Genomic DNA, 20,007 nt, shown 5'->3' on the forward strand with positions numbered 1-20,007 from the left:
ATAACAACTAAAAACGCTGGATAGGCTGACAAGGAGTTGCGCTTCATGGAAATAGAAGAGTTCGGCTACAAACAGGAGTTGAAACGTAGCCTGACACTGACCGACCTGGTGGTGTACGGGATGATCTTCATGATCCCCATCGCCCCCTTCGGCGTGTATGGCTACGTCAATGCCGAGGCGCCCGGGATGGTGCCGCTGGCCTACATCATCGGCATGGTGGCAATGCTGTTCACCGCGCTGAGCTACGGCAGCATGGCGCGGGCGTTTCCGATTGCAGGTTCGGTATATTCCTACGCGCAACGCGGCCTCAATCAACACGTCGGCTTCATCGCCGGCTGGCTGATGCTGCTCGACTATCTGCTGATTCCACCGCTGCTGTACGTCTATGCGGCGATGGCCCTGAACCATCTGTACCCGGACATTCCGAAAGTCGGCTTCATCCTGGCGTTCCTGGTCAGCGCCACCTTCGTCAACCTGCGCGGCATCACTTTCACCGCACGGATGAACATCATCTTCCTGCTGGCACAGCTGGTGGTGCTGGGGATTTTCCTGTTCTACGCCTGGAACGCCCTGCACAACGGTGGTGGCAACGGCGAGCTGACCCTGGCGCCGTTGTATCACGCGGAAACCTTCAACTTCGCCCTGCTGATGCAAGCGGTGTCGATTGCAGTGCTGTCGTTCCTCGGCTTCGATGCGATCTCGACCCTCGCCGAAGAAATCAAAGGCGACCCGGGCAAAAGCGTCGGCAAAGCGGCGCTGATCACCTTGGTGGTGATGGGCGCGATTTTCGTCGTACAGACCTGGATCGCCACCGATCTGGCTGCCGGCATGGGTTTCAAGTCCGCCGACACCGCGTTCTATGAAATTGCCGAAATCGCTGCCGGCAGCTGGCTGGCGACGCTGACCGGCGTGGCGACCGCACTGGCCTGGGGCGTCGCGGTGGCGATCACCTCGCAAGCCGCCGTGTCGCGCCTGCTGTTCGGCATGGCCCGCGACGGCAAGTTGCCGAAAGTGCTGGCCAAGGTGCACCCGAAACACAACACCCCGTACCTGAGCATTTATCTGGTGGCGGTGCTGTCGCTGGTGATCTGCTACCTGTTCATCAATTCGGTCGACACCCTGACCTCGCTGGTCAACTTCGGTGCCCTTAGCGGTTTCATGCTGCTGCACCTGACGGTAATCAACTACTACTGGCGTCGGCAGAAGTCGGGTCAGGTCGTACGCCATCTGATCTGCCCGGTGATCGGTTTCATCATCGTCGCCGCCATCATGTACAACATGGGCGTCGATGCGCAGAAGCTCGGGCTGATCTGGATCGCTTTGGGCCTGGTGTACCTTTTCTTCCTGAACAAGCTCGGCGCCAGCACCGCGCTGCCTGACCCGAGCAATGGCTGACAAGAAAAAGGGCGGCGTCTGACAACAAATCAGGCGACCGCCGCTTTAAAGCGTGGCAACCGACAGTGATAGTCAGGTTCGGTGGGGATCACCGAACCCTTTGATACAGGAGTGCATCCATGCTGGTCTTACGCCCAGTCGAGCCAACCGACCTGCCGCAATTGCAGCAACTGGCCCGCGACAGTCTGGTCGGCGTCACGTCGCTGCCGGACGACAGCGAGCGCCTGCGCGAAAAAATCGCCGGTTCCTGCGCCTCGTTCGACAGCGACGTTCAGGCGCAAGGCCCGGAGAACTACTTCTTCGTGCTGGAAGACCTCGACACTCGGCGGCTGGTCGGCTGCTCGGAGATCCTCGCCACTGCCGGTTTCAACGAGCCGTTCTACAGCCTGCGCAACCGGCACTTCACCAGTGCCTCGCGGGAGTTGAACATCGAGCACGGCGTGCCGGCGCTGTCGCTGTGTCACGACCTCAACGACCACACTCTGCTTCGCGGCTTTCACATCGATAACGCGCTGGTGCGCAGCGCCTTTTCCGAATTGCTGTCGCGGGCGCGCCTGCTGTTCATCGCCGCCCATGCCCAACGTTTCTCCGATGCGGTGATCACCGAAATCGTCGGCTACAGCGACGAAAACGGCCACTCGCCGTTCTGGGACGCCCTGGGCAAGCATTTCTTTGATCTGCCCTATGTCGAGGCCGAGCGCCTGTGTGGCCTGCAAAGCCGCTCGTTTCTCGCCGAACTGATGCCGCAATACCCGATTTACGTGCCGATGCTGCCCCCGGCTGCCCAGGCGTGCATCGGCCGGATTCACCCGGACGGCCAGGAAGCCTTCGACATCCTTGAGCGTGAAGGCTTTGAAACCAACAGCTACATCGATCTGTTCGACGCCGGCCCGACCCTGTATGCGCGCACCGCGAACATCCGTTCGATTGCCCACAGTCAGACCGCCAGCGTGCGCCAGCAGCCGCGAATCGACGCCCGCGGCCGCTACCTCTTGAGTAACGACGCACTGCACGACTTCCGGGCCATCGTCGCCGAACTGGATTGCCAGCCCGATCAACCGCTGTCCCTGACGCCGGATCTGTGTGCGGCGCTGAATGTCACCGATGGCCGCACGATCAGGCTGATCGCCCTGTGAACCACGCCCGGCTGCACACCCAACGACAGTGCCCGAACAGGCGCGTACAAGGAGTTACCGCATGATCGTCCGTCCGGTCAAAGTCAGCGACCTGCCAGCGCTGATGACCCTGGTTCGACAGGCCGGCCCCGGGTTCACCACCCTGCCGGCCAATGAAGACCGCCTCGCCCACCGGGTGCGCTGGGCCCAGCGGGCGTTCGCCGCGCAGGTGGAACGGGCCGACGCCGATTATCTGTTCGTGCTCGAAGACGACGACTTGCGCGTGGTTGGCGTCAGCGCCCTGACCGGGGCGGTGGGCCTGCGTGAGCCGTGGTACAACTACCGCGTCGGGTTGACCGTGAGTTCGGCGCCGGATCTCGGCATTTCGCGGCAGATTCCCACACTGTTCCTCAATAACGAACTGACTGGCCAATCGGAGCTGTGTTCGCTGTTCCTGCATCCGGAGCACCGTCATGGCAGTAATGGCCGGTTGCTGTCGCTCGGACGCCTGTTGTTCGTGGCTGAGTTCCCGCAGCTGTTTGGCGAGAAAATGATCGCCGAATTGCGCGGCAATGCCGATGAACTCGGCTGTTCACCGTTCTGGGACAGCCTGGGCCGGCACTTTTTCAAGATGGACTTCAGCCACGCCGACCACTTGTCGGGCCTGGGCAACAAATCGTTCATCGCCGAACTGATGCCGCGCCAGCCGCTGTACACCTGCCTGCTCACCGAACAGGCGCAAGCGGTCATCGGCCAACCGCACCCCAACACCGAACCGGCGCTGAAGATCCTGCGCGAAGAAGGTTTTGTGCATAAGGGCTACATCGACATCTTCGACGGCGGCCCGGTGATCGAAGCCGAGATTCCGAACATCCGTACTGTGCGCGACAGCCTCGCACTGACGTTGACCCTCGGCACACCCGACGATCAGGCGCCGCTGTGGCTGATCCACAACCGACGCCTGGAAAACTGCCGCATCACCGTGGCTCCGGGCCGTCAGGTCGGCAATACCCTGGTGGTCGACCGCCTCACCGCCAAGCGTCTGCAGCTGCAACCGGGCAATTCGGTGCGCGCGGTGCTGCTGCCCCGACAACAGCAACAGGCGGTCGCGGCCTGAATCCCCTCCTCCCTCGCAAATTCGTCATGAACCTTGACCCATCCGCGTGATAGCCTTTTCATTCTTCGGCGTTGACACCTTTGCTCAAGCCGTTCCATTCCTTTGTATTGGTGGAACTCGTATGACCAGGCTTTCCCATCAAGATTTGCGCCGTAACTTCCGTCAATTGCTGGCCTCCGACACCTGCTATCACACCGCCTCGGTGTTCGACCCGATGTCCGCGCGCATTGCCGCAGACCTCGGTTTTGAAGTGGGGATCCTCGGCGGCTCCGTGGCCTCGCTGCAGGTGCTGGGCGCCCCCGACTTCGCCCTGATCACCCTCAGCGAGTTCGCCGAACAGGCCACCCGTATCGGCCGCGTCGCCCAATTGCCGGTGATCGCCGACGCCGACCACGGCTACGGCAACGCCCTCAACGTGATGCGCACCATCGTTGAACTGGAACGCGCCGGCGTCGCCGCCCTGACCATCGAAGACACCCTGCTGCCGGCACAATTCGGGCGCAAGTCCACCGACCTGATCTCGGTTGCCGAAGGCGTCGGCAAGATCCGTGCAGCGCTGGAAGCTCGTGTCGATTCGGAAATGGCGATCATTGCCCGCACCAACGCCGGCATCCTGCCGAACCAGGAAATCATCAGCCGTACCCGGCAGTACCAGGCCGCTGGCGCCGACGGCATCTGCATGGTCGGAGTACAGGACTTCGATCAGCTGGAACAGATTGCCGAGCACCTGACCGTCCCGCTGATGCTGGTCACCTACGGTAACCCGGCCCTGCGTGACGACAAGCGTCTGGCAGAACTCGGCGTACGCGTGACCATCGACGGCCATGGCGCGTATTTCGCCGCGATCAAGGCCACCTACGACAGCCTGCGCGAACAGCGGCAGATCTTCACTCAGGCCTCGGACCTGAGCGCCACCGAGCTGACGCATACCTATACCCAGCCTGAGGAGTACATTCTCTGGGCGAAGGAATATATGAGTGTGAAAGAGTAACTCCTGTACGGAGTTCTCTCTCCCTCTGGTAACTTCCAAAAGGGCCGGTAGACGCAATGTCACCGGCCAGGCTACCAGAATACTTCGGTCAATCGCCGTCGGCGCCCGCCAGGCAATACACACCTTAGAATAACTACCAATATTTAATAACAACTCCTGCGTTGATATTAAATATCGCCTCCCTATAATCGCAAACCGTTAAACAGGCAAAATGTTTAACACCCAAAAAGCAAAATTAAAGAACCAACCTATATCAAGCACAACCAACAAATAAGGATATTTATGAACGCCGTTACTCAAAACTGGGAAAATGCACCCCTGTTACGCGCAGAAGCAAAAGTTATCAATACTCCGACCAAATCCACCCACGCAGCCAACTGCCCGGGCTGGGACGGACTGCGTTTCAATGTGGGCAACATTCACGAAATCAAGAAAATCCGCGAGCTGCCTGTCCAAGGCTAACCCGCTTGGCGTATAGCGTCGCCGTAGACGTCAATGAGCAGAATACTCAGCCATTGACGTCTATTTACCCATAACCAAAAAGCCAGATGTTTGCGCCTGCTCAAGTAACTCTCTGCAGTTTATTTGACAGCCTATAAAAGTGATCCCCCATGATAAAAAACCTGCTCAACCCAGACTTGGCGCCTGCACAATTGATCGCCCGCATCAAGACAACAAACATGGGGGCCGAAATACATAATCTGGCAAAACAGTTAATCAACCCAACAGCCGACACTCAAGACTCGCTTCATCGCGCTGCGATCCTGAAAGCGACAAATATCCACACCGGAACACTGACTTTATATTGCAACAACGATGGAAACATCAGCCTGAAAACTCCAGATAAGGCGACGCCCCCGGAACAACTTTATTCCGTCCCCGGCAAAAGCATTTTGTTTGCAATCAACGGGGAGTCATTTCCCATTCAACTTTACCAGCTCGAAGGTGAGTGCCTGACGCTTGCAGAGCGGGTCATCGTGGATGGCAATAATCCGCTGTTCGTGGACGGCGCGAAGGTCCTGTTCGACAGCAACCCCAATGGCGACGGGCACCCGGCTTTCATTGGCAGTATCAATCTGCCTGAAAAAACTGCCGACATCGGTGTGTTTGACCCCGCGTCATTGCGCAAAATCGCCTGGTTCCCGCATGACGACAGCGCTGCACGCTTTCTGGCGAGTCTTGAGCTGCTTGAAGCCGCCCAGGACCCCGGCGCCTGCAAAGTGGCTGAAGAATTGATTTATCACTACCACCCCGCTGTCGCCTGGAAGGCTTTTCAGGTGATCAGCAGAACCGATCCGCAGGCTGCGTTGAATTGCGCACCGCTGTTGAGAAACCTGCAAAACAGCCGCCTGAACCATTTACTCGACCAGTGTGAAGACGCATGAAACTGAATACTTTTGTCGAGCGTATGGCGACCTACGATCTGCAGCTGGACAGCGCGAAGATCATTGACGACCTGCGTCAACTGGCCAGCAACCGTACGTTGTTGAGTGACTACCTTTATACGACGATCCAGCAGGACGGTTTCAGTACCAAAAACAGACTCTACGGCGCTTATGCATTTGTTCTGCACTCCAACGATCTGTTCACCGTGCGCCTGGGTTTCTGGTCGCCTGCCACGTCACGGGATGAGCGGGAAACCTTCATCTACGACCTCAACCACAGTCATGACTTCGAGCTCTATTGCGTGGGATACAGCGGTGACGGTTACACCACCGTTTCGCGAGAGATTCTCCAGCAAACGCCACTTCAGGCAGGCGTAAAACCGAAGTTTGGCGAAGAACGAGTCCTTAAACTTATTCCGGGTGAGGTGCTGCACATGCTTCCACTAAGCGAAGTACACAAGCAGCTTCCACCTGAAACGATGTCCGCCTCGCTGAGCTTGCTTATTCATCCTCGGCAGGAGAACAAAACCGAAGAAGCCTGGTGCTTCGACGACAACCTGATACCGACTTATCCCGGTATCGCCCGGCAGGAGACAGCGCTGTTTGAAAGCCTGCTGTCCCGGCTACAACGTGAGCAGACTTCTCTGCCCACTCAATCAGAAAGGAAATCTGTATGAACAAGCCACTCGATAACTGGAACCAAACCCCACTGCTGCATGCTGGCACCAACGTCATCACCACTCCCGTGAAGACCACGGCTGCGTCTCCGTGCGCCAGCTTCATGCCGCGTTACAACGTGGGCAACATTCACGAAATCAAACAATTCTGGAACAACGCGCAACCCGCCTGATTGTTGCCGGCCTGGCGCACCATGAGTGTCAAACAGTGATGCGTCGGCCGGACTGACGCCATCGCGAGCAGGCTCACTCCTACATTGGAACTGTGTCGAACACGTTTGTTGTGTTCACTGAAGATCCACTGTGGGAGCGGGCTTGCTCGCGAAGGCGGCAGTCGCAACATCGCCAGACCGGACGGGTTTCCACTGCCTGTCAGCGCTTGGCCAGCTCCATGATCATTCTCGACAACAGATAAATCCGCGGCGCCACGCTCGCCACTTCGGCGTATTCCTCCGGCGTGTGAATATTGCCGCCGACAATTCCGAACCCATCCAGCGTCGGCGTGCCGACTCCGGCTGACAGGCTGGCATCCGCCGCGCCACCGCTGCCCTCCTCGGTCAACTTACGGCCGATCTCGCCATAAATCCCCTGCGCCATTGCCATCAAGCGATCCGACTCTGCCGTCTGCGGCATCGGCGGCAAACCGCGTTTGAGGCTGGTGGTCACTTCGGTTTCCGCGATCAGCTTGTCCTGCGAGACGCGGGCGAGGTCTTTCTCGATCCGGTCGAACTCTTCCGGCACTGCCGCACGCACGTCAGCCTTGGCCGTGGCGTGGTCGGGAATCACGTTGGTGCGATCACCGGCCTGGAACACGGTGAAATTGATCGTGGTTTTCTTCGCCTCATCGCCGAGTTTGCCCAGTTGCAGAATCTGGTGTGCAGCTTCCATCGCCGCGTTACGCCCCAGTTCCGGCGCGACTCCGGCATGTGCCGCTTTACCTTTGACCTCGACCAGCGCCGTCGCGCTGCCCTTGCGCCACACCACCAGGCCATCGGCCGGACGACCCGGTTCAAGGTTGAGGGTCACGTCGTGATCCTTGGCGGTTTTCTTGATCAGGTCGGTGGCGACGTCCGAGCCGGTTTCTTCGCTGGCGTCGAGCAGGAAAGTGATTTGCGCGTAGTCCTTGAAGTCGAGGTTTTTCAGAATCTTCAGCGCGTAGATCCCGGCGACGATGCCGCCCTTGTCGTCCATCACCCCTGGCCCGTAGGCGCGGCCGTCCTTGATGCGGAACGGGCGCTCGGCGGCGGAGCCTTCCTTGAACACCGTGTCCATGTGCGCCATCAGGAGGATTTTCGCCTTGCCGGTGCCCTTGAAGGTGGCCAATACGTGGTTGGATTTTTCCGGGGTATTGGGCACCAACTCGATGGTCGCGCCGAGTTTTTTCAACTCGTCGATGGCGATCTCACTGACTTGTTTCAGGCCGGGTTCGTAACCGGAACCGGAGTCGATATTGACCAAGCGTTCCAGCAGCTTCAGGGCTTCGGGCTGATACTGTTCGGCGTCGGCCAGTACTTGCTTGTGCGGTTCGGCGAGGGCGCTGGCAGCGCTGAAGGCGAGGGACAGGCCGAGGCTGGCGGCCAGCAGGGAGCGGGAAAATGAGAACGTCATGAATCGATCCTTGTTTCGCGTCGGGGGGGATTAAACCGTACCTGACATCGACGCAAGGCTCTATACCGGATGCGACATCTCTGCGGCGGACACCGAACACCTGTAGGAGTGAGCCTGCTCGCGATAGCGTTATATCGGTCAACACCCGGGTTACTGATAGATTGCAATCGCGAGCAGGCTCACGCCTACAAAGGGAATTGTGGTGGGCAGTCAGACCGAATCGAGCAATTCACGCTTCGGCCGATTATCACTGTTGCAGATCACCCGATTGCGTCCGGTGGCCTTGGCCTCGTACAACGCCTGATCAGCATCGTTGAGCCACCGGGTCGCATCGCCATGGAGCGGATCATAGGCCGCCAGACCAATGCTCAGGCTGACCTTGAGTGCCGGATTCTGCTCGTAACCCAGCGTGGCGAAACGCTCGCGCAAGGCCTCCATGGCCTGCGCGGCATTGAACAGCGGCAAGTCCGGCAGGATCACGCAGAATTCGTCACCGCCGTAACGTCCGGCCACGTCGGCGGCGCGCAGGTTCTGCTTGAGGATCTTGCTCAGCTGTCGCAGCACAATGTCGCCTGCCACGTGACCGTAGGTGTCGTTGATCGACTTGAAATGATCGATGTCGATCAACGCAATCGCCGCGCCCTGATGCTGCCGGCGGCAGCGTTGAAATTCGATTTCCAGTTGATCTTTCCAGGCGCCATGATTGAGCAACCCGGTGAGGCTGTCGGTGCGGCTCAGGGCCAGCAATTCACGCTTGTGCAGCCCCAGCGTGTAGGCCTGGCGAAAGCAGATCCAGCCCAGCGCCAACGGGTACAGCATCAGCAATGGCAGGCACGCATACAGTTGCAAGGGTGAGGTTTGCGGGATGAACGCCGGGGCGAAAACCACCAGGCCGACGCCGATGCCGAGGATCTGCGCCGCCAGGCCTGCGGCGAGAAAACGCAGTCCGCCGATGGCGACGTTGTTCATCGCCATCATCGAAATGGTGGTGGCACTGGGCAGCGGATTGAAATGCATGGCGGCGACCCAGAAGCCGCCCATAAACGCGTCGACCAACAGATTGCGGTGTTCGGCGTGGTAGGGAACGCTGGAGCGACGCGCCCATTGGAACGCCAGGTGCGGCCAGATCAGGCCATTGAACAGCATCAGTGCCCAAACCCACTGCGGCGGGTCGAGCGGGTACATCGCCGCGCTCACGCACAAAAGCCCCAGCACCAGCCCGAGGGTTCGCGATGTATAAAGCCTCCTGGCCAATGAAAGTCCCTTTCCCCCCTTGTTTCGCATAAGGGCCTCGACCACTCAACGGAACCTGCGCACACCGTCAGACGCGTGTGCTGGAAGTCTAACAGGCAGCCGTTAAATAGCCATCACCGGCCAGCCACCGCAACCCCGATAAATCGCACTGTGGGAGGGGGCTTGCTCCCGAAGGCGGTGGGTCAGACAACATCATCGGTGAATGGCCCGCCGCTTTCGTGAGCAAGCCCACTCCCACATGGGGATTGTGGTGTGTCAGGGGGCGACTGTGTTTCGCTGCCTCGGAGCAAAGCGCAGCAACTGCCTGGAATACAGATTCCTGTGGGAGGGGGCTTGCTCCCGAAGGCGGTGGGTCAGACAACATCATCGGTGAATGGCCCGCCGCTTTCGTGAGCAAGCCCACTCCCACAGGGGATTTGTGGTGTGTCAGGGGCGACTGTGTTTCGTTGCCTCGGAGCAAAGCGCAGCAACTGCCTGGAATACAGATTCCTGTGGGAGGGGGCTTGCTCCCGAAGGCGGTGGGGCAGCCAACATCATCGGTGAATGGCCCGCCGCTTTCGTGAGCAAGCCCACTCCCACATGGGGATTGTGGTGTGTCAGGGGCGACTGTGTTTCGCTGCCTCGGAGCAAAGTGCAGCAACTGCCTGGAATACAGTTCCCTGTGGGAGGGGGCTTGCTCCCGAAGGCGGTGGGTCAGCCAGCATCATTGTTGAATGGCCCGCCGCTTTCGTGAGCAAGCCCACTCCCACATGGGGATTGTGGTGTGTCAGGGGTCGTCTGTATGTCTTGGTGCCTCGGAGCAAAGTGCAGCAACTGCCTGGAATACAGACTCCTGTGGGAGGGGGCTTGCTCCCGAAGGCGGTGGGGCAGCCAGCATCATTGTTGAATGGCCCGCCGCTTTCGTGAGCAAGCCCACTCCCACATGGGGATTGTGGTGTGTCAGGGGTCGTCTGTATGCCTTGGTGCCTCGGAGCAAAGTGCAGCAACTGCCTGGAATACAGACTCCTGTGGGAGGGGGCTTGCTCCCGAAGGCGGTGGGTCAGCCAACATCATCGGTGACTGACCCACCGCTTTCGTGAGCAAGCCCACTCCCACAATGCAAATATTTAGCTATACCTGAAAGGATGAAAACGGAAAAACGACTATAAGAAGGAAGCCCATGCAGACCTACCGAGTGTTGATCATCGGCAGCGGATTTGGTGGCCAGTGTGCGGCGGTCAATTTGCTCAAGGCCGGGATCGACGATTTTCGCCTGCTGGAAAGACGCGACTTCTTCGGCGGCACCTGGTGCCAGAACACCTACCCCGGTGCTGCGGTGGATGTGCCCTCGCCGCTGTACTCGCTGTCCTTCGCGCCATACCGCTGGACGCAGATGTTCGCCGCGCAGGCCGAACTGCACCGCTACACCGAACACGTCATCGACCGCTTCGGCCTGCGCGAACATGTCGAACTGCAGGCCAATGTCGAGCGTATCGAATGGGACGAGGTGCAACAGCGCTGGGCCGTGTACACCAGCGCCAAGGGCACCTTTCACGCGCAATTCGTGATCAACGCCAGCGGGCCGTTGAGCCAACCGGTAATACCGCCCTTCCCTGGCCTGAATCGCTTTCAGGGCAAGACTTTTCATACCAACAACTGGGATCACAGCTACGACTACCGCGGTAAACGCGTGGCCATCGTCGGCAGTGGCGCCAGTGCTGCGCAGGTGATTCCGGCGATTGCCCCCGAGGTCGAACATCTGCATGTGTTCCAGCGTACGCCGCATTGGGTGTTGCCTCGGCCCGATCGTACGTTCGGACGTTTTCAGCGCTGGCTGCTGGGCTTGAAGCCGGCCCACAAACTGCTGCGCTGGTTGCTCTACTGGCAATTCGAAACCCGGGTGATCGCCTTCAAATATTCAAAGCCGGCGATTCACATGGTCCAGCGCCAGGCGCTGCGCTTTCTCAAGCAACAGGTGCCGGATCCGCTGTTGCGCGAAAAACTCACCCCGGACTTCACCATCGGCTGCAAGCGCATCCTGCTTTCCAGCACCTATTACCCGGCGCTGACCCGGCCCAATGTCACACTGCACAGCCGCGAGCAAGGCATCGCCGACATCGATGAAAGCGGAATCACCACGTCGGACGGCCAACACATCGAGGTTGACCTGATTGTCTGGTCGACCGGCTACGACGCCACCGACGGCGTGGTCTCCTACCCGGTGACCGGCAAGCACGGCGTGCAGCTCAAGAACGTGTGGGCGCAGTACCCGCGCGCCTACCTGGGCACCAGCCTGCCGGACTTTCCCAACCTGTTCATCGTCACCGGACCGAACACCGGCATCGGGCATACCTCGGCGCTGTTCATCATCGAGGCGCAGATGAACTACATCCTCGACTGCATTCACACACTGCAGGCCAAAAACCTGCGCAGCATCGAAGTACGCCCCGAAGCGGAACGTACCTACACTGCAATGATCCACCGTGAGATGGAGCGCACGGTATGGAAGTCCGGCGGCTGTCACAGTTGGTATCAGAGCAAAAGCGGTCATGTGATCGCGATTTTTCCCGGCTTCAGTTTCAGCTACTACCGGTTGACCCGGGCGTTGAAACCGGCTGACCACATTCTGTCCTGAACACGTAAAAGGAAGACGTCGATGCTTTTGCTGTTTGTCGCTCTCGCGGTTTTCGTGGCCTGGAGCTGGTTGAGTTACCCGGCGGTGGGTCATTGGCTGTACGACCTGAGCATGGCCCTCGAGGCCAAACTCTATAAGCTGCACAAAATCGAGGTGCCGATCGCCGAAATGACGGTATCGACGTGGCAAGGTGGCCCCTATGAAGCGGCCAGCGCGATCCTGATGCTGCATGGCTACAGCGCCGACAAGAACCTGTGGCTGCGCTTCGCCCGGCATTTTGTCCGCCAGTACCGGGTGATCATCCCGGACCTGGCCGGCCACGGTGAAACCGGCTTCAAGGCCGGTGGCGGCTACGACATCCCGCTGCAGGCCAAGCGCATGATCCAGCTGCTCGACGTCTGCGGCGTGGAGAAAGTCCACGTGATCGGCAATTCGATGGGCGGCTACATCGCAGCGTGGCTGGCGGCGACCTATCCGGAGCGGATTGCCTCGGTGGCATTGATCGATCCGGCCGGCGTGACCGCACCGCAGGCCAGCGACATGGAGCGCCACCTGGCCCGCGGGCATAACCCGTTCCTGATCAATTCCCGCGAAGAGTTCCGCCAGTTTTATGCCATGACCATGGCCTCGCCACCGTGGGTGCCCGGGCTGGTTCTGGACGCCATCGCCCAGCGTTATGAGCGTCAGCGCGACGAACTGGAAGAGATCTTCCGCGATTTTCGCGCCAGCCCGCCGATGGAGCCGAAACTCGCCGAGATCAAATGCCCGGCGCTGCTGTTGTGGGGACGCAAGGATCGCTTGATCGACGTCAGCAGCGTACCGATCTGGAGCAAGGGCATCGCCAATCTGCGGGTCGACGTGTGGGATGGCGTCGGGCACATGCCGATGGTCGAGCAGCCGACCAACACCGCGCGGTTGTATCGGGAGTTTCTGGGCAACCAGCGATGAACATTCTTTATGACGAGCGCCTCGACGGGCCGCTCCCCGAGGTCGACAAAGCGCAATTGCTCAAGGCCTTGCAGCACGCCGTGCCCGACCTCGACATTCTCTGGCGCGAAGACGAACTCAAGCCTTACGAGTGCGACGGTCTGTCGGCCTATCGCACCACGCCAATGCTGGTCGCCCTGCCCCGGCGACTCGACCAGGTGCAGACCCTGCTCAAGCTCTGCCATCAACGCAATGTGCCGGTGGTTGCCCGTGGTGCCGGCACCGGGTTGTCGGGCGGTGCGCTGCCACTGGAAAAAGGTCTGTTGCTGGTGATGGCGCGGTTCAACAACATCCTCCACATCGACGCGGCAGCCCGCACCGCGCGGGTTCAACCCGGAGTGCGCAACCTGGCGATTTCCCAGGCCGCGGCACCGTTCGGCCTGTATTACGCGCCGGACCCGTCATCGCAAATCGCTTGCTCGATCGGCGGCAACGTCGCGGAAAACGCCGGTGGCGTGCATTGCCTCAAGTACGGCCTGACCGTGCACAACCTGCTGAAGATCGAAGTGCTGACCATCGAAGGCGAACGCCTGACCCTGGGCAGCGACGCCCTCGATGCGCCGGGTTTCGATTTGCTCGCGCTGTTCACCGGCTCCGAAGGTCTGTTGGGGATCATCACCGAAGTCACGGTCAAACTGCTGCCAAAACCGCAAGTCGCCAAGGTCTTGCTGGCCAGTTTCGACTCGGTGGAAAAGGCTGGCCGCGCCGTGGCCGACATCATCGCGGCGGGCATCATCCCCGGCGGCCTCGAGATGATGGACAACTTGGCGATCCGCGCCGCCGAAGATTTCATTCACGCCGGTTATCCGGTCGATGCCGAGGCGATCCTGCTGTGCGAACTCGATGGCGTCGAAGCGGACGTCCACGACGATTGCCTGCGAGTTCGCGAGGTCATGACCCAGGCCGGCGCCAGCGAGGTGCGGCAGGCCCGCGACGAGGCCGAGCGCGTACGTTTCTGGGCCGGGCGCAAAAACGCCTTTCCAGCCATCGGCCGCTTGTCACCCGACTACTACTGCATGGACGGCACCATTCCGCGCCGCGAGTTGCCCGGTGTACTGCAAGTCATTGCCCGCCTCGGCGCCGAATACGGCTTGCGCGTCGCCAACGTGTTTCATGCCGGCGACGGCAACATGCACCCGCTGATTCTATTCGACGCCAACCAGCCCGGCGAACTGCATCGCGCGGAAGCGTTGGGTGGCAAGATTCTGGAACTGTGCGTGCAGGTTGGCGGCAGCATCACCGGCGAACACGGGGTCGGCCGCGAGAAAATCAATCAGATGTGCGCGCAATTCAACAGCGCTGAATTGACCCTGTTCCACGCGGTAAAAGCCGCGTTCGACCCGCAAGGCCTGCTCAATCCCGGCAAGAACATCCCGACCCTGCATCGCTGCGCGGAATTTGGCGCGATGCACATTCATGCCGGGCAACTGCCGTTCCCTGAGCTGGAGCGTTTCTGATGGCTGACGTCGACGCCAGCAACGCCCTGCTCGATCAGGTCAACGAGGCCCGGGCCAACGCTACGCCGCTGAAAATCCAGGGCGGCAACAGCAAGGCGTTTCTTGGCCGCGAGGTGGCCGGTGAAGTGCTCGACACCCGTGTGCACCGCGGCATCGTGCGCTATGAACCGACAGAACTGGTGGTCAGCGTGCGCGCCGGTACGCCGTTGCGCGAGTTGCTGGAGGCGCTCGACGCGGCCGGGCAGATGCTGCCGTGCGAGCCGCCGGCCTTCGGCGACAGCGCCACGGTCGGCGGGATGATCGCCACCGGACTGTCCGGGCCGCGACGGCCATGGTCCGGCTCGGTGCGCGATTTTGTCCTCGGCACCCGGGTGATCACCGGCCTCGGCGAGCACCTGCGGTTCGGCGGCGAAGTGATGAAAAACGTCGCCGGCTATGACCTCTCGCGCCTGCTGACCGGCAGTTTCGGTTGCCTCGGCGTGCTCACCGAAGTCTCGCTGAAAGTCCTGCCAAAACCGCGTCAGTGCCTGAGCATCCGCCTCGACCTCGATTGCGCCCGGGCGCTGGCCAAACTGGCCGAATGGGGCCAGCAACCCTTGCCGATCAGCGGCGCCTGTCATGACGGGCAAAGCCTGTATCTGCGCCTGGAGGGTGGCGAAGGTTCGGTGACCGCCGCCCATCAACGCCTTGGCGGCGAGCCGCTGGACTCGGTGTTCTGGCGTGATTTGAACGAACAACGCCTGGCATTTTTTGACGAGGGCCTGCCGCTGTGGCGCCTGTCGCTGCCGAACGATCTCGGGCCGCAGGACTTGCCCGGCCAGCAGTTGATCGACTGGGCCGGCGCGCAACGCTGGCTGAAATCCGAGCACGAACACATTCAGATCCTCGCCCAGGAACTCGGCGGCCACGCCACCTGCTTCACCCATGGCGCCAGCGACACACCGTTCCAGCCGCTGGCCCCGGCATTGCTGCGCTATCACCGCCAGCTCAAGGCGCAACTCGACCCGCAAGGGCTGTTCAACCCCGGCCGGATGTACGCGGAGTTCTAGCCATGCAGACCACCCTCAGCGAACAAGCCCGACAACTGCCGCGTGCTGCCGAGGCGGAAAAGATTCTGCGCACCTGCGTGCATTGCGGGTTTTGCAACGCGACCTGCCCGACGTATCAATTGCTCGGTGATGAACTCGACGGGCCGCGCGGGCGCATCTACCTGATCAAGCAAGTGCTCGAAGGCGCCCCGGCCACCGAGCAGACTCAACTGCATCTGGATCGCTGCCTGTCCTGCCGCAATTGCGAAACCACCTGCCCTTCCGGCGTCGACTATCACAACCTGCTCGACATTGGCCGGGCGGTGGTCGACCGGGCCGTGCCGCGCCCCGCTGCCCAGCGTTTGTTGCGCGAGGGCTTGCGCGCACTGGCGCCGAACCCCGGGGTGTTCAAGGGATTGCTGCGGGTCGGCACAACGTTTCGGCCGCTGCTACCGCGAAGCTTCGAAAGCAAATTGCCGCAACGCGCGCCAGTGTCCGGCACACGCCCTGCTCCGCGCCATACGCGCCGGGTGTTGCTGCTCGAAGGCTGCGTGCAACCGGGCCTGTCGCCGAATACCAACGACGCGACGGCGCGGGTGCTCGATCGGCTGGGGATCAGCGTCACTCCAGTGGCCGAGGCCGGTTGCTGTGGTGCGCTGGACTATCACCTCGACGCCCAGGCCAAGGGCCTCGACCGCGCCCGGCAGAACATCGACGCCTGGTGGCCACACCTGGAAAACGGCGCCGAAGCGATCGTGCAGACGGCCAGCGGTTGCGGCGCGTTCATCAAGGACTACGGGCACTTGCTGGCGCAGGACCCGCGCTACGCCGACAAGGCGCGGCAGATCAGTGAACGGACGCTGGATCTGGTGCAAATCCTCGCGCACGAACCACTGGAGAAAGTGTGTGCCGCCAGCCAACGGCGGATCGCCGTGCACTGCCCCTGTACCCTGCAACATGCGCTGAAACTCGGCGGCGCGGTGGAAGCGCTGCTGACCCGCCTCGGATTTAATCTCACGCCGGTGCCGGACGGGCAACTGTGTTGCGGTTCTGCCGGCACCTATTCACTGACGCAACCAACCCTCGCCCGGCAACTGCGCGACAACCGCCTCAATGCCTTGGAGAGCGGGCGCCCGGACCTGATCGTCACCGCCAACGTCGGTTGCCAGCATCATCTGGCCGGCGCCGGCCGCACGCAGGTTTCGCACTGGATAGAACTGGTGGATCAGTCGTTGGCAGAATGAAGTCCGTAGGATTCTTCGTTTGCCGCCGTCGACGAAGGCTGCGATCTTTTCCTCCATTCTTTACATGACCGTGGCAGGAATTTTTTTCATGACCGTGCAGCCTTTCGTCAGCCCCGACCTGATCCGCCAACGCTTCTCCAAAGCGATGTCCGACATGTACCGCGAAGAAGTGCCGTTGTACGGCGCACTGATGGAACTGGTGGAGCAGACCAACCGCGAGGTGTTGGCGCGCGAGCCGCACATCGCCCGGCAGTTGCACGGCACCGGCGAGATCGAGCGCCTGGACATGGAGCGCCATGGCGCGATCCGCGTTGGCACCGGCAAAGAGCTGGCGACCCTCGCCCGCCTGTTCGCGGTGATGGGCATGCAACCGGTGGGTTATTACGACCTGACCCCGGCGGGCGTACCGGTGCACTCCACGGCGTTTCGCGCGGTGCATGAAGCGGCGCTGCAGGTCAGTCCGTTTCGGGTGTTCACTTCGCTGCTGCGCCTGGAGTTGATCGAAGATCCCGAGTTGCGCACGTTCGCCGAGTCGGTGTTGAGCCAGCGCTCGATCTTTACCTCGCAGGCGCTAAGGCTGATCGATCAGGCGGAAGCGGCCGGTGGCCTGAATGAGCATGAGGCGGCGGAATTTGTCCTGCAGGCACTGGAGACCTTTCGCTGGCATCACAGCGCAACCGTCACCGCTGAGCAGTACCGCACGCTCAGCGCCCAGCACCGTTTGATCGCCGATGTGGTGGCATTCAAAGGCCCACACATCAATCACCTGACTCCGCGCACGCTGGACATCGACATCGTTCAGGCGCAAATGCCGGTGCACGGCATCACCCCCAAAGCGGTGATCGAGGGTCCGCCGCGCCGGCACTGCCCGATCCTGCTGCGCCAGACCAGTTTCAAGGCGCTGGACGAGCCGATCGCCTTCACGGACCAGCACGGCACCCACGGCAGCCACGGCAGCCACAGCGCGCGTTTCGGCGAGATCGAGCAACGCGGTGCGGCGCTGACACCTAAAGGTCGGGCATTGTATGACCGCTTGCTGAATGCCGCGCGCGATGAACTCGGTGACTTCCCCAACGAAGGCAACGCCGCACGTTACAACGCGCTGATGACCCAACACTTTGGCGAATTTCCTGACAGCGTCGAAGGCATGCGCGCACAGGATCTGGCGTACTTTCGCTACTTCGCTACGGAAAAAGGCCTGGCAGCGGGTGCGCCGTCGCCGGCGTCGCTGGAAGATCTGCTGCGCGATGGGCATGTGAAAGCCGAACCGCTGGTGTACGAAGATTTCCTGCCGGTCAGTGCGGCGGGGATTTTTCAGTCGAACCTTGGTGATGCGGCGCAGACGCACTATGGCGAACACTCGAACCGCCAGGCGTTCGAACAGGCCTTGGGGCGTTCGACCATTGATGAGCTGGGGTTGTATGCCGAGACGCAGCGGCGTTCGATTGAAGAGTGTGCCCGGTTTTTGGGGTTGAAACTGATCTGAATGTGGCGAGGGAGCAAGCTCCCTCACCACAGAATAAGGTGCTGCTATCAGCGCAGTCGCGACAACAGCGCGAACGCCGTCTCTTCCGACGACGCCGGATTCTGCCCGGTCAGCAGCAGCCCGTCCTCACGGGTGTAGCTCGACCAGTCCGCACCCTTGGAGAAGATCCCGCCCTTGGCCTTGAGCTCGTCTTCCACCAGAAACGGCACCACGTTGGTCAGCCCTACCGCCTCCTCTTCACTGTTGGTGAAGCCCGTCACTTGCTTACCGTTGACCAGCGGCTGACCGTCCGCACCTTTGGCATGACGCAGCACGCCGGGCGCATGACACACCGCCGCCACTGGCTTGCCAGCGTTGTAAAACGCTTCGATCAAGGCAATGCAATGGCGGTCTTCAGCCAGGTCCCACAACGGGCCGTGTCCACCGGGATAGAACACGGCATCGAAGTCCGCAGCCTGCACCGCGTCCAGTCTGACCGTCGAGGCCAGAGCCGATTGCGCAGCGGAGTCCTTGCGAAAGCGCTCGGTCGCGGCGGTCTGTGCGTCCGGCTCGTCACTCTTCGGGTCCAGTGGTGGCTGACCGCCCTTGGGCGAGGCCAGCGTCAGTTGCGCGCCGGCGTCCTTGAACACGTAGTAAGGCGCGGCGAATTCTTCCAGCCAGAAACCGGTTTTCTTACCGGTATCACCCAGTTGCTCGTGGGACGTTAAAACCATCAGGATTTTCATGTCGCTCTCACTCGATGCGGGGAATGTTCGTACGCCTTCGGCGTGGTCGTGAGTGATTGACCGTCGATCAAGACGGATCGTTTCAAGCGCTCGATGGTGGCACCTGGCCTTGCTGCGCAACTTCTTGCGCACTTGTTTGGCGAAAAAGACCACCCATCACGCTACAGGCCTTGATTGGCGTGACTCGCAGCCAAGTGCGCAACTTCTTGCGCAGTACTGCGCAAGAAGTTGCGCACTTTCGACCTCGATTCAGTGAAAAACATCGCTCCAACCGCAGACTAGAGCCACTTCACCCCCGGCTTCCGGGACCTTCAGCAAACCTGGCACGCTCCTTGATAACAGTCAGGCACCCACCGGGCGATTCCGCCCCGGGCACCCTAAATTTATTCCGCAAGGAGAGCACCCCATGGCAACACCAGCGTACATGTCGGTTACCGGCGAAAAACAAGGCCTGATCACTGCCGGCGCCTTCACCGCCGACTCCGTTGGCAACACCTACCAGGAAGGCCACGAAGACCAGGTCATGGTTCAGGCTTTCAGCCACGACGTGATCATCCCGCGTGACCCACAATCCGGTCAGCCAACCGGTCAGCGCGTTCACAAGCCAGTGATCATCACCAAGGTCTACGACAAGGCTTCGCCTCTGCTGCAAGCCGCTCTGACCTCCGGCGAGCGCATGAGCGAAATCGTTATCCAGTGGTACCGTACTTCTGCTCAAGGTACTCAAGAGCACTACTACACCACCAAACTGGAAGACGCGATCATCGTCGCCATCAACAACAAAATGCACAACTGCCAGGATCCAGGCAACTCGCACTTCACCCACCTGGAAGAAGTGCAGTTCACCTACCGCAAAATCACCTGGACCCACGAAGTATCCGGTACTTCGGGTTCCGATGACTGGCGTGCTCCAGTCGTTTAATT

General features: G+C 60.7%; 18 protein-coding genes. 15 read left to right on the forward strand and 3 right to left on the reverse strand.

Features of this window, described 5'->3' with window-relative positions; all coding sequences use genetic code 11:
* Positions 1–45 precede the first annotated feature (45 nt).
* The 8 genes from AC0J41_RS15610 (at position 46) to AC0J41_RS15645 (ending at position 6,853) form a co-directional block, all read left to right on the forward strand.
* A complete protein-coding gene (locus AC0J41_RS15610; protein WP_025111256.1) occupies positions 46–1,395 on the forward strand; it encodes an APC family permease in 1,350 nt (449 codons plus the stop codon).
* A 119-nt stretch (positions 1,396–1,514) separates the two neighbouring features.
* Entirely contained in the window at positions 1,515–2,531 is a 1,017-nt protein-coding gene (locus tag AC0J41_RS15615; protein ID WP_473012953.1) for an arginine N-succinyltransferase, read from the forward strand.
* 61 nt (positions 2,532–2,592) lie between these two features.
* Positions 2,593–3,627 (forward strand): arginine N-succinyltransferase, encoded by a 1,035-nt coding sequence (astA, locus tag AC0J41_RS15620; RefSeq protein ID WP_025111254.1) that lies wholly within the window; start codon positions 2,593–2,595, stop codon positions 3,625–3,627.
* Between the two features lie 121 nt (positions 3,628–3,748).
* Entirely contained in the window at positions 3,749–4,618 is an 870-nt protein-coding gene (locus tag AC0J41_RS15625; RefSeq protein WP_025111253.1) for an isocitrate lyase/PEP mutase family protein, read from the forward strand.
* A 282-nt stretch (positions 4,619–4,900) separates the two neighbouring features.
* Positions 4,901–5,080: a hypothetical protein gene (locus AC0J41_RS15630; RefSeq protein WP_025111252.1), complete on the forward strand. Its 180-nt coding sequence runs from the start codon at positions 4,901–4,903 to the stop codon at positions 5,078–5,080.
* Between the two features lie 149 nt (positions 5,081–5,229).
* On the forward strand, positions 5,230–6,003 hold the full coding sequence (locus tag AC0J41_RS15635) for a hypothetical protein (protein WP_473012954.1): 774 nt from the start codon (positions 5,230–5,232) through the stop codon (positions 6,001–6,003).
* Positions 6,000–6,680 (forward strand): transposase, encoded by a 681-nt coding sequence (locus AC0J41_RS15640; RefSeq protein ID WP_473012955.1) that lies wholly within the window; start codon positions 6,000–6,002, stop codon positions 6,678–6,680. The genes AC0J41_RS15635 and AC0J41_RS15640 overlap by 4 nt, the downstream gene beginning before the upstream one ends.
* Positions 6,677–6,853, forward strand: coding sequence for a hypothetical protein (locus tag AC0J41_RS15645; protein ID WP_473012956.1), 177 nt, complete (start codon positions 6,677–6,679; stop codon positions 6,851–6,853). Before AC0J41_RS15640 ends, AC0J41_RS15645 begins: the two co-directional genes overlap by 4 nt.
* Positions 6,854–7,052: 199 nt before the next feature.
* On the opposite strand, the gene AC0J41_RS15650 is transcribed toward AC0J41_RS15645, so the two are convergent.
* Both AC0J41_RS15650 and AC0J41_RS15655 read right to left on the reverse strand, forming a co-directional pair.
* The gene (locus tag AC0J41_RS15650; RefSeq protein ID WP_473012957.1) at positions 7,053–8,288 is read right to left on the reverse strand and encodes a M20/M25/M40 family metallo-hydrolase; all 1,236 of its coding nucleotides are present in this window, start codon (positions 8,286–8,288) and stop codon (positions 7,053–7,055) included.
* A 210-nt stretch (positions 8,289–8,498) separates the two neighbouring features.
* Positions 8,499–9,572, reverse strand: a complete 1,074-nt coding sequence (locus tag AC0J41_RS15655) for a diguanylate cyclase (RefSeq protein WP_473012958.1) — start codon at positions 9,570–9,572, stop codon at positions 8,499–8,501.
* Between the two features lie 1,129 nt (positions 9,573–10,701).
* Between AC0J41_RS15655 and AC0J41_RS15660 the strand changes: the two genes are divergently transcribed.
* The 6 genes from AC0J41_RS15660 to hglS all read left to right on the forward strand — a co-directional run bounded on the left by AC0J41_RS15660 (position 10,702) and on the right by hglS (position 18,358).
* Positions 10,702–12,156, forward strand: a complete 1,455-nt coding sequence (locus AC0J41_RS15660; RefSeq protein ID WP_473012959.1) for a flavin-containing monooxygenase — start codon at positions 10,702–10,704, stop codon at positions 12,154–12,156.
* A 21-nt stretch (positions 12,157–12,177) separates the two neighbouring features.
* A complete protein-coding gene (locus tag AC0J41_RS15665) occupies positions 12,178–13,104 on the forward strand; it encodes an alpha/beta fold hydrolase (RefSeq protein WP_025111246.1) in 927 nt (308 codons plus the stop codon).
* Positions 13,101–14,600, forward strand: a complete 1,500-nt coding sequence (gene glcD, locus AC0J41_RS15670; RefSeq protein ID WP_473012960.1) for a glycolate oxidase subunit GlcD — start codon at positions 13,101–13,103, stop codon at positions 14,598–14,600. Before AC0J41_RS15665 ends, glcD begins: the two co-directional genes overlap by 4 nt.
* The gene (glcE, locus tag AC0J41_RS15675; protein WP_473012961.1) at positions 14,600–15,649 is read left to right on the forward strand and encodes a glycolate oxidase subunit GlcE; all 1,050 of its coding nucleotides are present in this window, start codon (positions 14,600–14,602) and stop codon (positions 15,647–15,649) included. The genes glcD and glcE overlap by 1 nt, the downstream gene beginning before the upstream one ends.
* 2 nt (positions 15,650–15,651) lie before the next feature.
* Entirely contained in the window at positions 15,652–16,872 is a 1,221-nt protein-coding gene (gene glcF, locus AC0J41_RS15680; RefSeq protein WP_473012962.1) for a glycolate oxidase subunit GlcF, read from the forward strand.
* A gap of 88 nt (positions 16,873–16,960) precedes the next feature.
* Positions 16,961–18,358 (forward strand): 2-oxoadipate dioxygenase/decarboxylase HglS, encoded by a 1,398-nt coding sequence (gene hglS, locus AC0J41_RS15685; RefSeq protein ID WP_473012963.1) that lies wholly within the window; start codon positions 16,961–16,963, stop codon positions 18,356–18,358.
* 47 nt (positions 18,359–18,405) lie between these two features.
* On the opposite strand, the gene AC0J41_RS15690 is transcribed toward hglS, so the two are convergent.
* Complete coding sequence (locus AC0J41_RS15690) at positions 18,406–19,083, reverse strand: type 1 glutamine amidotransferase domain-containing protein (RefSeq protein ID WP_473012964.1); 678 nt, start codon at positions 19,081–19,083, stop codon at positions 18,406–18,408.
* A gap of 406 nt (positions 19,084–19,489) precedes the next feature.
* Here AC0J41_RS15690 and AC0J41_RS15695 point away from each other — a divergent pair, with 406 nt between their 5' ends.
* Entirely contained in the window at positions 19,490–20,005 is a 516-nt protein-coding gene (locus tag AC0J41_RS15695; protein ID WP_003226246.1) for an Hcp family type VI secretion system effector, read from the forward strand.
* The last annotated feature ends 2 nt before the right edge of the window (positions 20,006–20,007 follow it).

Source organism: Pseudomonas sp. Arb-4-2C (genome assembly GCF_055755015.1).